This window comes from Glycomyces sp. NPDC021274, assembly GCF_040641195.1.
Classification (GTDB): domain Bacteria; phylum Actinomycetota; class Actinomycetes; order Mycobacteriales; family Micromonosporaceae; genus Glycomyces.
In genome coordinates this window covers 1-13,056 of the sequence record NZ_JBFADC010000008.1, presented here as the reverse complement: position 1 = coordinate 13,056, position 13,056 = coordinate 1, and the positions used below count along the sequence as shown (strand labels likewise).

14 protein-coding genes are annotated in these 13,056 nt (G+C 70.7%); all 14 read left to right on the top strand.

Annotated features, from left to right (window positions below; all coding sequences use genetic code 11):
* The first annotated feature begins 455 nt into the window (after positions 1-455).
* Complete coding sequence (locus tag AB0I03_RS17925) at positions 456-839, top strand: TraR/DksA family transcriptional regulator (protein WP_360414468.1); 384 nt, start codon at positions 456-458, stop codon at positions 837-839.
* The gene (gene lspA, locus AB0I03_RS17920; RefSeq protein ID WP_360413945.1) at positions 812-1,456 is read left to right on the top strand and encodes a signal peptidase II; all 645 of its coding nucleotides are present in this window, start codon (positions 812-814) and stop codon (positions 1,454-1,456) included. Before AB0I03_RS17925 ends, lspA begins: the two co-directional genes overlap by 28 nt.
* Positions 1,453-2,403: an RluA family pseudouridine synthase gene (locus AB0I03_RS17915; protein ID WP_360413942.1), complete on the top strand. Its 951-nt coding sequence runs from the start codon at positions 1,453-1,455 to the stop codon at positions 2,401-2,403. The genes lspA and AB0I03_RS17915 overlap by 4 nt, the downstream gene beginning before the upstream one ends.
* A 270-nt stretch (positions 2,404-2,673) precedes the next feature.
* On the top strand, positions 2,674-3,777 hold the full coding sequence (locus tag AB0I03_RS17910) for a chromosome partitioning ATPase (protein ID WP_360413939.1): 1,104 nt from the start codon (positions 2,674-2,676) through the stop codon (positions 3,775-3,777).
* A 73-nt stretch (positions 3,778-3,850) separates the two neighbouring features.
* A complete protein-coding gene (locus tag AB0I03_RS17905; protein WP_360413936.1) occupies positions 3,851-4,588 on the top strand; it encodes a hypothetical protein in 738 nt (245 codons plus the stop codon).
* Between the two features lie 45 nt (positions 4,589-4,633).
* Entirely contained in the window at positions 4,634-5,944 is a 1,311-nt protein-coding gene (hisD, locus tag AB0I03_RS17900) for a histidinol dehydrogenase (RefSeq protein ID WP_360413933.1), read from the top strand.
* Positions 5,941-7,146 carry a histidinol-phosphate transaminase gene (locus AB0I03_RS17895; protein WP_360413930.1) on the top strand — a complete coding sequence of 402 codons (1,206 nt, stop codon included), beginning with the start codon at positions 5,941-5,943 and terminating at the stop codon, positions 7,144-7,146. Before hisD ends, AB0I03_RS17895 begins: the two co-directional genes overlap by 4 nt.
* Positions 7,143-7,751 carry an imidazoleglycerol-phosphate dehydratase HisB gene (hisB, locus tag AB0I03_RS17890; RefSeq protein ID WP_360413927.1) on the top strand — a complete coding sequence of 203 codons (609 nt, stop codon included), beginning with the start codon at positions 7,143-7,145 and terminating at the stop codon, positions 7,749-7,751. Before AB0I03_RS17895 ends, hisB begins: the two co-directional genes overlap by 4 nt.
* Positions 7,748-7,906 (top strand): hypothetical protein, encoded by a 159-nt coding sequence (locus AB0I03_RS17885; RefSeq protein WP_360413924.1) that lies wholly within the window; start codon positions 7,748-7,750, stop codon positions 7,904-7,906. The genes hisB and AB0I03_RS17885 overlap by 4 nt, the downstream gene beginning before the upstream one ends.
* A 9-nt stretch (positions 7,907-7,915) precedes the next feature.
* Positions 7,916-8,536 (top strand): imidazole glycerol phosphate synthase subunit HisH, encoded by a 621-nt coding sequence (gene hisH / locus AB0I03_RS17880; RefSeq protein WP_360413921.1) that lies wholly within the window; start codon positions 7,916-7,918, stop codon positions 8,534-8,536.
* A gap of 10 nt (positions 8,537-8,546) precedes the next feature.
* A complete protein-coding gene (priA, locus tag AB0I03_RS17875) occupies positions 8,547-9,275 on the top strand; it encodes a bifunctional 1-(5-phosphoribosyl)-5-((5-phosphoribosylamino)methylideneamino)imidazole-4-carboxamide isomerase/phosphoribosylanthranilate isomerase PriA (protein WP_360413918.1) in 729 nt (242 codons plus the stop codon).
* A 17-nt stretch (positions 9,276-9,292) separates the two neighbouring features.
* Complete coding sequence (locus tag AB0I03_RS17870) at positions 9,293-9,694, top strand: Rid family hydrolase (RefSeq protein ID WP_360413915.1); 402 nt, start codon at positions 9,293-9,295, stop codon at positions 9,692-9,694.
* A 333-nt stretch (positions 9,695-10,027) separates the two neighbouring features.
* A complete protein-coding gene (locus tag AB0I03_RS17865) occupies positions 10,028-11,842 on the top strand; it encodes a methylmalonyl-CoA mutase family protein (protein WP_360413912.1) in 1,815 nt (604 codons plus the stop codon).
* A 268-nt stretch (positions 11,843-12,110) separates the two neighbouring features.
* On the top strand, positions 12,111-12,908 hold the full coding sequence (locus tag AB0I03_RS17860; protein ID WP_360413909.1) for a SigB/SigF/SigG family RNA polymerase sigma factor: 798 nt from the start codon (positions 12,111-12,113) through the stop codon (positions 12,906-12,908).
* Positions 12,909-13,056 lie beyond the last annotated feature (148 nt).

Sequence of the window (13,056 nt, the reverse complement as noted above, 5' to 3'; positions counted from 1 at the left end):
GGACCCAAGTTCCCGAAGTAATTGACCTACTTGCAGGACTTGCGTATCCTGTGTGCTTATTGCGCGGCAGGCCCCCGCCTCGGCGGGGCCTGACGCGCATTGTCCTCGTTTCGACGAGGCCGTCACGAGTACGCGATTTCGGGAGCCGCCATGCCGAACACCCGATGCGGGCCGCAGCTGCGGCGCCGCCGTGCGCTGACGCCACCGGAACCCGAGCCGACATACCCCTCCAGAGGCGCGTCATGAGTCCAGCGAAGAAGACCCAGAAGCAGGCAGCGAAGAAAGCGGTCAAGAAGGCCGCCGCGAAGAAGGCGGTGGTGAAGAAGGCCGCCGCGAAAGCGCCCACGGCGAGTGCGGCGAAGACGGGCGCGAAGAAGACCGCCGCCAAGAAGGCCGCGAAGCAGGCGCCGCCCGCGCCGGCCGTCGAGGAGGACACTGTCGAGGAGAGCACTGTCGTGGACGACGCCCAGCAGCTGCGCACCGAGAGCGAGCAGGCCGAGTTGCGCGCCGCCCTGAAGGAGCGGCTGGACGAGCTGGTGGAGGAGCAGCAGCGCTACACCGACTCGATCACCCTCGCCCAGCGCGAGCGGTTGAGCGACACCGCCGGGGACGACCAGATCGACTCCGGTTCCAAGACCGTCGAGCATGAGCACGAGGTCGCGGTCGCCGGTTCGCTCTCCGAGCGCATCCGGCAGGTCAGCCACGCGCTCGAACGCCTCGACGAGGGCGGCTACGGCTTCTGTGAGAAGTGCGGTAATCCCATCCCGGCGGCGCGGTTGGCCGCGTTCCCGTCGGCTACCCTCTGCGTCAGTTGCAAACAGCTGGAGGAGCGACGCTGAGCGAGGACACGCAGCCCGAGACCGACGCAGGTTCGGGTCCCGACGAGACCACCACCCCTGACAAGAGGATGCCCGCCCGGAGGGCCGGGCTGACGATCGCCGCACTGCTGCTGGCGGTGTTCGCGGTCGGTCTCGACCAGTGGACCAAGAACCTGGCCGAGGCGAACCTGGAACCGTCCGATCCGGTGCGGATCCTGGGGGGCCTGGTGTACCTGGACCTGACCTGGAACTCGGGGGCGGCGTTCAGCCTCGGCACGGACTACACGTGGATCTTCACGATCATCGCCTCGGCGGTGGTCGTCTTCCTGATCGTGCTCTCGACCCGGATCGTGTACCCGGTGTGGGCGATCGCGATCGGCCTGGTCCTGGGCGGCGCCGCGGGGAACCTGTTCGACCGGTACTTCCGGGAGCCGGGCTTCGCGCACGGGCACGTCGTGGACTTCATCAGCGTGTTCAAGCCGGACGCGCAGGCGTTCCCGATCTTCAACATCGCCGACTCCGCGCTGTGCTGCGGCGTGGTGCTCATCGTGCTGCTCGAACTGACCGGGCACGGCTTCTCGCCGGAGTCCCGCAAGGCGTCGCCGAGCAAGGGCGGCAAGCAGAAGGAGACGGCATGAGCGGCGTGGCCGCGCGCCAGACGCGCGCCCTGCCGGTGCCCGAGGGCTTCGAGGGCCAGCGGGTCGACCAGGTCGTCTCGCGCCTGCTGGGCCTGTCCCGGACCGTGGCCGCCGAGCTGGTCGCGGACGGCGATGTCACGATCGACGGGGCGCCGTGCCAGACCAAGTCCGAGCGCGTGACCGCCGGGGCCTGGCTGGAGGTGGTGCTCCCGCCGCCGCCCGAGGACCTGCTGGTGCGGTCCGCCGAGCCCGTCGAGGGCTTGGAGATCGTGTTCGACGACGACGACATCGTGGTGGTCATGAAGCCCGTGGGCGTCGCGGCGCACCCGAGTCCGGGCTGGTCGGGTCCCACGGTGACGGGCGGCCTCGCCGCCGCCGGGTACCGGATCTCGAGCCACGGACCCGATGAGCGCCAAGGGATCGTGCACCGCCTGGACGTGGGCACCTCGGGCCTGATGGTGGTCGCCAAGAGCGAGGCCGCGTACTCCGAGCTCAAGCGTGCCTTCAAGGAGCGCCGGGTGTCGAAGCGGTACCGCGCGGTGGCCCAAGGGCATCCGGACCCGCTCTCGGGGACCGTGGACGCCCCGATCGGGCGGCATCCGCGCCACGACTACAAGTGGGCGGTCGTCGCGGACGGCAAGCCGAGCGTCACGCACTACGACACGATCGAGGTCTTCCCCGGGGCGTCCCTCATGGACGTCGGGCTGGAGACCGGTCGGACGCACCAGATCCGGGTGCACTTCTCGGCTCTCGGGCACCCGCTGGTGGGCGACGCGACCTACGGTGCGGACCCGAAGATGGCCGAGCGGCTGGGCCTGACCCGCCAGTGGCTGCACGCGTACCGCCTGGAGTTCGCGCACCCGACGCGCGGCGCGACGGTCACCTTCACGAGTGATTACCCCGCGGACCTCGAATTGGCACTGGCGCGGTTGCGAGAGGACTCCTAGGGAGCCACTAGACTGGACCTCTGAAGGTCGCAGCTTCCGAAGGACGCCGTTCTGAGAGGACGCTGCGGCGGCGCTCGCGGCATCGTCGCACCGGGCGTAACGCACGCCTCACCCCCGGGCCCGCGGGCCCGCGATTCGCAACGGGCCTTGAGGGATCGTCGTGATCTAATAGTCGCGGGTGGTAATGGTTTCCGGTCGGGGTGGCGACGCTTCAGTCGGCCGCAGCGCAGCTGCGAGCCGCGGATTGGTCCGCCCGAGAGGAGGTTGTGAGTGAACACGCCCGAAGCTTGGAACAACGACCGGTCAGACGGTTCCCGCTGGCAGAAGCTCCTGGGACGCGGTCGCGGACGTGCCGGAGGCGCGCAGCAGACCCCGACGCCCCCGCCGCGCGAGGCCTACCCGCCCTCGCCGCCGGTCGGGCCGCCGCCCGGCCAGGCGCACTACTCCGTGCCCACCGCGGGCCGCCGCCCTCCCGTCGCCACGCAGACGCCGCCGAGCGCCGCGCAGATCGCGGGCCAGGTGCGTCCGCCCCAGCAGGGCCTGCCGCCGCAGCCGCGCCGCCAGCAGCACACCGAGCCCAGTCCCGTAGCGCTGCAGCGCCTGCGCCGCGACCTCGGCCGCAGCCGGGTCATCGCCTTCATCAACCCCAAAGGCGGCGTGCACAAGACGACCGCCACCGTGCTCTCGGCCGCGGCCATGGGCACGGCCCGCAACGGCGGCGTGATCGCCTGGGACGACAACGAACTGCGCGGCACGCTGGGCCTGCGGGCCGGGTCCGCGCGGCACGGGCGCACCATCCGCCACCTCGTGGAGCACCTCGACCAGGTCGAGGCCGCCGGGGTGCACCTGCCCGAGCACCTCGACGAGTTCCTGCGCCACTCCTCCGACGGCTCCTTCGACGTCCTCGCCGGCGACGAGGACCCGAAGCTGCAGCGCCGCCTCGACCCGACCACGGTGCTGCGCGTGCTCGACATCCTCACGCGCACCCACGGCATCGTCTGCATCGACACGGGCAACAACGTGGAGTCCCCGAACTGGCGCACCGTGGTCTCCTCGGTGGACCGGCTCGTGGTCACCACCGTGCCCCGCGAGGACGCGGCGTTCTCGGCGGACTGGATGCTCGACCACCTCGAGGAGGGCGGCTACGGGAACCTCGTCAAGAACGCGGTCACGCTGCTGTCCATGCCGACCCCGAACCCCGGGCCGCTCCTGAACGACCTCCAGCGGCACTTCTCGCAGCGCACCCGCGCGTGCGCGGTGGTGCCGTACGACCCGTCGCTCGAGCCGGGCGCGAAGATCGAGTTCTCGGCGCTCCGGCCGGAGACGCGCGCGGCGTGGTTCGAAGCCGCCGCAACCATTGTCGACGGTTTGTAACCGCCGCGTTCCGCACCGTCCGCTCCCGTACATCCCTGACGGGCGCGGGCGCCGCTGTGGCAGGATTCCAGGCGTGACTGACGACGCCGAGCGCACCGTGAACCTCCGTCCGGACGACAGTGCGGGCAGGGAAGGGGCGGCCGTCGCCCCCGCGGACCCGGCCGGCTCCCAGGGCGCCGCTCCCCGCGAGGGCGATGCGCACGTCTACGGCAGGCGCACCCGCTCGGAGCGGACGATCGGCCGCGACCTGCTCGCCGCCGGGTTCCTGGCCGTCGTCCTCACCGCGATCGGCGTCCCGGCCGCGATGCTGTGGCAGGTGGCCACCCCGCGCGTGGAGTTCGTGGTCGTCGAAGGCGGCTGGGCCTCGGTCGAGACCTACCCGAGCGGCTACGTCGAAGGCGATCTGGTGTTCGCCGGGATCGGCCTGGTCCTCGGCATCCTCGCGGCGGCCTTCACCTGGGCCGCGATGCGCGAGCGGCGCGGCCCGCTGCTCCTGCTCGGCCTGGTCATCGGCTCGATCGGCTGCCAGGTGGTGGCGTGGAAGATCGGCGCGAAGGAATGGCAGCACTTCTGGGACTCGGTCGAGCACGCCCCCGTCGGCGCCCACATGTGGCGCCCGCCGTCGGTCCTGTTCGTCGAGCTCGACCCCGCCGCGGCGTGGGCGGCGCTGAAGGTCGGCAACCTCACAACGGCCCTCGACTCGCTCCAGCTCGGGGCCCTGGCGGTCATGGCCCTCGCCGCGACCTTCACTTACACCGTCTGCGCGGGCTGGTCACGTCGGCCCAGTCTTCGAACAGACGCTCCCGAATAGCGGTATGCCTTTTGACCTGGAAAGCCGGGCTACTACGCTTGGACCGTGCTCAGACGCATCGATCTTTCAGGAGAAGTACCCGGCTACTCGGCCCGCGCCCTGCGCGAGCTGATGCCGCGCGCCGCGTTCGACGTCAGCGAGGCCCTGCGCTCGGTCCAGCCGCTGATCGACGACATCAAGCATCGCGGGACCGCCGCGGTCGTGGAGATCGTCGAACGCTTCGACCACGTGCGGCTCGAGCACCTGCGCGTCCCCGACGGCGCGATCAAGGCCGCCGTCGATGAGCTCGACCCCGAGCTGCGCCGCGCCTACCAGACCTCGATCGACCGGGTGCGCGCCGCGCACGAGGCCCAGCGCCTCCCCGAGGTCGCCACCGAGGTCGCGCCCGGCGGCACCGTCACCGAGCGGTACCTGCCGGTGGGCCGCGTGGGCCTGTACGCGCCCGGCGGCCTCGCCGTGCTCGCCTCCTCCGTGATCATGAACGCCGTCCCGGCCCAGATCGCCGGGGTCGGCTCGATCGCGCTCGCGTCACCCGCGCAGAAGAACAACGGCGGCCTGCCCGACCAGGGCATCCTCGCCGTCGCCGGGATGCTCGGCATCGACGAGGTCTACAGCGTGGGGGGACCGGCCGCCATCGGCATGTTCGCCTTCGGGACCGAGGAATGCGCCCCGGTCGACATGATCACCGGCCCGGGGAACATCTACGTCACCGCCGCGAAGCGGGCCGTGCGCGGCCTCGTGGGCACCGACGCCGAGGCCGGGACCACGGAGATCGCCGTGATCGCGGACGCGACCGCCGACCCGGTCCACGTGGCCGTCGACCTCATCAGCCAGGCCGAGCACGACCCGGCCGCCGCCTCGGTCCTCATCACCGACTCGGCCGACCTGGCCGACGCGGTGAACGCCGAACTCGTGCGCCGCGTGCCGGACACCCGCCACGCCGGCCGCATCGCGACCGCGCTCGCGGGGGAGCAGTCCGGGACGATCCTCGTCGCCGACATCGACGAAGCGGTGGCCGTGGCCGACGCGTACGCCGCCGAGCACCTCGAGATCCAGACCGCGGACGCCCGCGAGGTGGCCCTGCGCATCCGCAACGCCGGGGCGATCTTCGTCGGCGCCTACTCGCCGGTCTCCCTCGGGGACTACTGCGCCGGCTCGAACCACGTGCTCCCCACGGGCGGCTGCGCCCGCCACTCGGCCGGGCTGAGCGTCCACACGTTCCTGCGCGCGGTCCACATCATCGACTACACGCGCGAAGCGCTCGCCGTCGTCGCCGACGACGTGGTGGCCTTCGCGAACTCCGAGGACCTGCCCTCGCACGGCGAGGCCGTGTCCGCGAGATTCGAGACGAAATGAATACCGAGTTCACTCCGGTTCGGGCGGTGGCGGGCGACGGGAGGGCGAGCGAGATCGAGAACCTGCTCCGCGAGGACCTGCGCGGGCAGTCGCCGTACGGCGCGCCGCAGCTCGACGTTCCCGTCCAGCTCAACACCAACGAGAACGCGTTCGCGATCCCCGACGAGGTGGCGGCCGTGGTCGCCGAGTTCATCGGGCGCGAACTGCGCGGCCTCAACCGCTACCCGGACCGCGACGCGTCAGCGCTTCGCGCTGACCTCGCCTCCTACCTTGCTCAAAAGGGAGGCGGGCACGGCCTGACGGCCGACCACGTGTGGGCCGCCAACGGCTCCAACGAGATCCTGCAGCAGCTGCTCCAGGCCTTCGGCGGGCCGGGCCGCACCGTGCTCGGCTTCATGCCCTCGTACTCGATGCACCCGCTGCTCGCCCGCGGCACCGGCACCGCCTTCGTGGACGCCGGACGCGAGGACGACTACACGCTCAGCCCCGAGTACGTGCGTGCGGCGATCGTGAAGCACGACCCGGACGTGGTCTTCCTCGTCTCGCCGAACAACCCGACCGGGACCGCGCTCGAACCCGCCGTCATCGACGCCGCGTACGAGGCCGCCCGCGGCATCGTCGTGATCGACGAGGCCTACGCCGAGTTCGCCCGCGACCCGCGCTCGACCGCCTTGGGCCGCCTGGAAGGCCGCAAGCGCCTCGTCGTCACCCGCACCATGAGCAAGGCCTTCGCGTTCGCCGGCGCCCGCGTCGGCTACCTCGCGGCCGACCCGGAGCTGGTCGAGAAGCTGCTGCTGGTGCGCCTGCCGTACCACCTCTCGAGCATCACCCAGGCCGCCGCGCGCGGCGCGCTCGCGTGCGCCGCCCAGCTCCAGGCCGAGGTCGACGAGCTCAAGCACCAGCGCGACCGCATCGTCAAGAACCTGCGCGCCAAGGGGCTGCCGGTCGCCGACTCCGACGCGAACTTCGTGCTCGTCGGCGGCCTCCGCGACGCCGCCGCCGTCTGGCGCGCCGTCCTCGACCGGGGCGTCCTCATCCGCGACGTCGGCCTCCCCGGCCGCCTGCGGATCACCGCCGGAACCGAGGACGAGACCACCGCGCTGCTCGACGCGTTCGACACCGCGCTCGCGCAGCGACCCGAACTGTTCGATCGTGCCTCTGAAGGCCGCGCCATTGAAACGCAACAGGAGCAACAACCGTGAGCCGCACCGCGCACATCGTCCGCACCACCGGTGAGACCAGCGTCGACGTCTACGTCGACCTCGACGGCACCGAGAAGACCGTCGACATCTCCACCGGCGTCGGCTTCTACGACCACATGCTCCACCAGCTCGGCAAGCACGGCGGCTTCGACATCAAGATCGCCGTCAAGGGCGACCTCCACATCGACTCCCACCACACGATGGAGGACACCGCGATCGCCCTCGGCCAGGCCTTCGCCGAGGCCCTGGGCGACAAGGCCGGCGTCGTGCGCTTCGCCGACGCCTCCGTGCCGCTCGACGAGGTACTCGCGCGCGCCGTCGTCGACCTCTCGGGCCGCCCGTACATGGTCCACGAGGAGCCGATGGACATCGCCCCGATGATCAGCACGGACTACCCGACCTCGATGACCCGCCACATCCTCGAGTCGTTCGCGTACCACGCCCGGATCTGCCTGCACGTCACCGTGCTCCGCGCCTCCAACCCCGGCCAGAAGCCCGACGCGCACCACGTGATCGAAGCCCAGTTCAAGGCCCTCGCGCGGGCCCTGAAGTACGCCACCCGCATCGACGGCACCGACATCCCGTCCACCAAGGGCGTGCTGTGAGCTACGCCGGCCCGATCCTGCTCATGGCGGTCGCCGGCGTCCTCCTCGGCGGCTCGATCACCCTGCGCAAGAACGAGAAGTACGCCGCCGCGATCATCGTCGCGGCCTGCGCCGTGGCCGCGTTCCTCGGCGGCGTCTACCTGATCTACGGCTAGGGGAGTCCGATGGCGAAACCCAGTGTGGCCCTGTTCGACTACGGCTCGGGCAACCTCCGCTCCGCGTTCCGCGCCCTGGAGCGGGCCGGAGCCGACGTCGAGCTCACCAGCGACCTCGACAAGGCCCGCCGCGCCGCAGGGCTCTTCGTGCCCGGCGTGGGCGCGTACGCCGCCTGCATGGAGGGCATCCTCAAGCACGGTGTGGACGCGGTGATCCGCGAGCGCGCCGCCGCCGGAGCACCCGTGCTCGGCGTCTGCGTCGGCGAGCAGGTGCTCTTCGAGGAGGGCGTCGAGCACGGCGTCAGGACCCGCGGCGTCGGCGTCTTCGAGGGCCGCGTGGAACTCCTTGCGGCCCAGCGCATCCCGCACATGGGCTGGAACACCGTCGAAGCGGCCGAAGGGATGCGGCTCTTCGCCGGCATCGATCCCGCCGAGCGGTTCTACTTCGTGCACTCCTACGCCGCCAAGGCGGTGCCCCCGGGGGCGCTGGCCGCGATCTGCACGCACGACGAGCCGTTCATCGCCGCCGTGGAGCGCGGCTCGGTGGCGGCCACCCAGTTCCACCCCGAGAAGTCCGGCGACGCCGGGTACGCGCTGCTGTCCAACTGGATCAAGGACCTGGCTTCCTGAAAGGCATGACATGACCGAACTTCAGCTTCTTCCGGCCGTCGACGTGACCGGCGGCAAGGCCGTGCAGCTCGTGCAGGGCGTGGCCGGCTCCGGCAAGGCGTACGGCGACCCGATCGAGGCGGCCCTCGAATGGCAGCGCCAGGGCGCCGAGTGGCTGCACCTCGTCGACCTCGACGCGGCCTTCGGGCGCGGGACGAACCATGAGCTGCTCGCCGAGGTCGTGTCGAAAGTGGACATGCAAGTGGAGGTTTCCGGCGGCATCCGCGACGACGAGACCCTCACGCGCGCCCTGGACTCCGGGGCCCGCCGCGTCAACATCGGCACCGCCGCGCTCGAGAACCCCGAGTGGTGCGACCGGATCTGCGGCGAATACGGCGACCGGGTCGCGATCGGCCTCGACGTCAAGGGCGGGCGCCTGGCCGCGCGCGGCTGGACCCGCGAGGGCGGCGAGCTCTTCGCGACCCTGGAGCGGCTCGAGCGCGCCGGGTGCGAGCGGTACGTCGTGACCGACGTGAACAGCGACGGGATGCTCTCGGGCCCGAACCTGGACCTGCTGCGCTCGGTATGCGACGCCACCGACAAGCCGGTGATCGCCTCCGGCGGCGTCTCTTCCCTCGACGACCTCCGCGCCCTCGCCGGCCTGACGGGCATCGGCGTCGAAGGTGCCATTGTCGGAACGGCCCTGTATGAGCGTAACTTCACGGTCGCTGAGGCGTTGAACCTGTTGAAAGGACTGTAACCACCGGGGAGGCGCGCATGGCATTGGTCGAACGGGTACCGGAGACCGGGCCGTGGGCGCAGCTCTACGGTTACTCGCGGGCGGTCGCGGTGGGGCCCTTGGTCCTCACCAGTGCCTGCACCGCCGATGTCGAAGCGCGCCCGCATCTCAAGGGCGACGCCGCCGGGCAGGCCCGCGAGGCCTTCCGCACCGCCCTGGACGCGATGGTCCACGCCGGGGCGGGCGTCTCTGACGTGGTGCGCTCCCGCCTCTATGTGACCGACCCGGCCCACGCCGACCCGGTGGGCCGGGTCCACGGCGAGTTCTTCGGCGTCGTCAAGCCGACCGCCACCGTGGTGATCGTGAACGGCCTCTTCCACCCCGGCCAGCTCGTGGCCGTCGAGCTCGAGGCCTTCCGCGCCTGGCGGGACATCGACTGACGCGGCTGCGTTGCACATGGCGCTCGGCCGACATGACCGGGCTTCACGCTGCGATCGGCTGATGCGACCGCGCTTCGCGTTGCGCGCGATGTCGGACCCGTGCGGCACGATTGAAATGGGGGCCCCCGGGCGCCCGATTTGCGTAGACACTCCCGAACCTCATACGATGATCCGGAGGCTCGCGATCCTGTGCACCTGAACGAGCGTTCAGTAGTATGGGCCGTGAGCCTGACCGGGGCTCGCCGAAGCGGCCGCATCGGGCGTCCGCGGGCCACGAGCCCGCGGCCACGTCGGGGCCGGCGCGGCAGGAACGACCGAAAATGGGGTGTCACCGTGGACGCTGAGTCGATCGCCGAAGGCCGGAAGCGCTGGGAGCAGCGCTACGAGTCCGCCGCTCGACGGGAGGCCGACTTCACCACCCTCTCGGGGCTCGAGACCGAACCGGTCTACGGCCCGCCCGAAGGCGTGGCCGACCCCCGCATGGACCGCATCGGCTGGCCCGGCGAGTTCCCCTTCACCCGCGGGCTCTACCCCACCGGCTACCGCGGCCGCCCCTGGACGATCCGCCAGTTCGCCGGCTTCGGCAACGCCGAGCAGACCAACGCCCGCTACAAGATGCTCCTCAAATCGGGCAGCGGCGGCCTCTCCGTCGCGTTCGACATGCCCACCCTCATGGGCCGCGACTCCGACGAGGCCGCCTCCCTCGGCGAGGTCGGCCACTGCGGCGTCGCCATCGACTCCACCGCCGACATGGACCGCCTCTTCGACGGCATCGACCTCGGCGGCGTCACCACGTCCATGACCATCTCCGGGCCCGCGATCCCCATCTTCTGCATGTACCTCGCCGCCGCCGAACGCCAGGGCGTCGACATCGCCACACTGGACGGCACACTCCAGACGGACATCCACAAGGAGTACATCGCCCAGAAGGAGTGGCTGTTCCCGCCCGAGCCGCACCTGCGCCTCATCGGCGACCTTATGGAGTACTGCGCCGAGAACATCCCGCGCTACAAGCCGCTCTCGGTCTCCGGCTACCACATCCGCGAGGCCGGATCGACCGCCGCGCAGGAACTCGCATTCACCCTCGCCGACGGCTTCTCCTATGTGGAACTCGGCCTCTCGCGCGGCCTCGACGTCGACCGCTTCGCCCCCGGGCTCTCCTTCTTCTTCGACGCGCACATCGACTTCTTCGAGGAGATCGCCAAGTTCCGCGCCGCCCGCCGCATCTGGGCCCGCTGGCTACGGGACGTCTACGGCGCCACGACCGACCGCGCCCAGTGGCTCCGCTTCCACACCCAGACCGCCGGCGTCTCCCTCACCGCGCAGCAGCCCTACAACAACGTCGTGCGCACCGCCGTCGAAGCCCTCGCGGCCATCATGGGCGGCACGAACTCGCTGCACACCAACGCACTCGACGAGACCCTCGCGCTCCCCACCGACCAGTCCGCCGAGATCGCCCTGCGCACCCAGTCGGTGCTGCGCGACGAGACCGGCGTCCTCAACGTCGCCGACCCGCTCGGCGGCTCCTGGTACGTCGAGGCCCTCACCGACAAGATCGAGGCCGAGGCCGAGAAGATCTTCCTCCAGATCCTCGCCCTCGGCGGCACCGTGCCCATGACCGACGCCGCCGGCGCCGTCGGGCGCGGCGAGGACCCCGCCGCAGCCGCCTTGGAGGCCATGAAGATCGACGCCGCCGCACGCTCCGGCGACGTCGACGCATCCGGCGAAGCGGCGCCGCGCCACGAGATCGGCCCCGTCACCTCGGGCATCCTGCAGGGCATCGAGGACGGCTGGTTCAACGCCGAGATCGCCGAGGCCGCCTTCACCTACCAGCAGCAGCTCGAGGACGGCACCAAGCACATCGTCGGCGTCACCGAACTCCACGACACCGTCACCCCCGACCTCGAGATCCTCCGCATCTCCGGCGACGTCGAACGCGAGCAGAACGCCGTGCTCGCACGCCGTCGCGCCGGACGCGACAACGCCGCCGTCGACCGCGCGCTGGCCGAGATCGCCACGGCCGCAAAGGGCACGGCGAACCTCATCGAGCCGATCCTGGCGGCGGCCCGGGCCGAGGCGACCCTGGGGGAGATCTGCGGCGTGCTGCGCGTGGAGTGGGGCGAGTACCGCGAGACCACCGGCCTCTGACCGGTGCGGGAGCGGCCGCATTGCTGCCTCCGGTGACGACGGGCACAGCGGGAGGTTTCGGATCGGCGGGCAAAGGGTACCCAACCGCGCAGTAACAACGAAATATGGGATGAGTGTCCCCGCAGGTCCCGTAACTCCCCAATAATCCGAAATTAACCTCTTTTATTCTTGCCCAAGGCTCGCGCCGAGACTTACAATGAGAAGCGTCAGGCCCCCCGAGCGGGCAACATGCTTCAACCGATGTCCACAAGGACTGGAGGGCGATCGCATGGCGGACAAACGAACAGAAGGCAAGCGCAAGGGCTCCGACGAGTACGGGCACCTCGCGCCGCTATTCAGGGAGCTGGCCTCCCTCGACGAGGACGACCCGCGCCGGGCAGAGGTGCGGGATCGACTGGTCACCGGCCACCTTCCCCTGGCGGAGCACATCGCACAGCGGTTCGCTGGCAAGGGCATCGCCAAGGACGACCTCGTGCAGGTCGCCTCAGTGGGCCTCATCCACGCCGTGGATCGCTTCGATCCCGACCAGGGGGCGGACTTCCTTTCTTATGCGGTACCAACGGTGATGGGCGAGGTGCGACGGCACTTCCGCGACACCAGCTGGCCGATGCGGGTGCCGCGCCGGCTGCAGGAGCTGCGGATCGCGCTGAACCAGGCGGGCGGCGAGCTGTCGCAGCGACTCGGACGACCGCCGACGGACGAGGAAGTGGCCGAGCACCTCGAGATCACCGTCGCCGAGGTGCAGGAAGGCTACGAAGCCCGGCAGGCCTACCGGGCGGTCTCGCTCGACGAGCCGCCGTTCGCCGACGGGGAGCGCTCGACGCTCGCCGAGTCGGTGGGCGAGGAGGACGCCGCTCTCGAACTCGTGGAGAACCACGAATCGCTCGTGCCGCTCATCCAGGAACTCCCGCAGCGGGAGCGCAAGATCCTGGCGTTGCGGTACTACGGCGACATGACGCAGACGCAGATCGCCGAGGAGGTGGGCATCTCGCAGATGCACGTCTCCCGGCTCCTCCACCGCACACTGGAGGATCTGCGCGATGGACTGGACAAGACCGCCCGTTAGGGCGCTGTCCGAGTAATGGAGCACCACGCCGGAGCGGGGGGGCGGGGGGCCCCCCGCGCCGGGGGGGGGGGCCATTAAAAGGGCAGCCCCCAAACCGGCGGGCGTGTACAGTCCAAAACGCCCAACCAACACAGTGGGGTGGGGGAGC

Coding starts and splice junctions, on each gene's coding strand:
- hisH (WP_360413921.1), top strand. CDS start 7,916: ATGGCGAAACCCAGTGTGGCCCTGTTCGACTACGGCTCGGGCAACCTC.
- AB0I03_RS17870 (WP_360413915.1), top strand. CDS start 9,293: ATGGCATTGGTCGAACGGGTACCGGAGACCGGGCCGTGGGCGCAGCTC.
- AB0I03_RS17860 (WP_360413909.1), top strand. CDS start 12,111: ATGGCGGACAAACGAACAGAAGGCAAGCGCAAGGGCTCCGACGAGTAC.
- priA (WP_360413918.1), top strand. CDS start 8,547: ATGACCGAACTTCAGCTTCTTCCGGCCGTCGACGTGACCGGCGGCAAG.
- AB0I03_RS17895 (WP_360413930.1), top strand. CDS start 5,941: ATGAATACCGAGTTCACTCCGGTTCGGGCGGTGGCGGGCGACGGGAGG.
- AB0I03_RS17915 (WP_360413942.1), top strand. CDS start 1,453: ATGAGCGGCGTGGCCGCGCGCCAGACGCGCGCCCTGCCGGTGCCCGAG.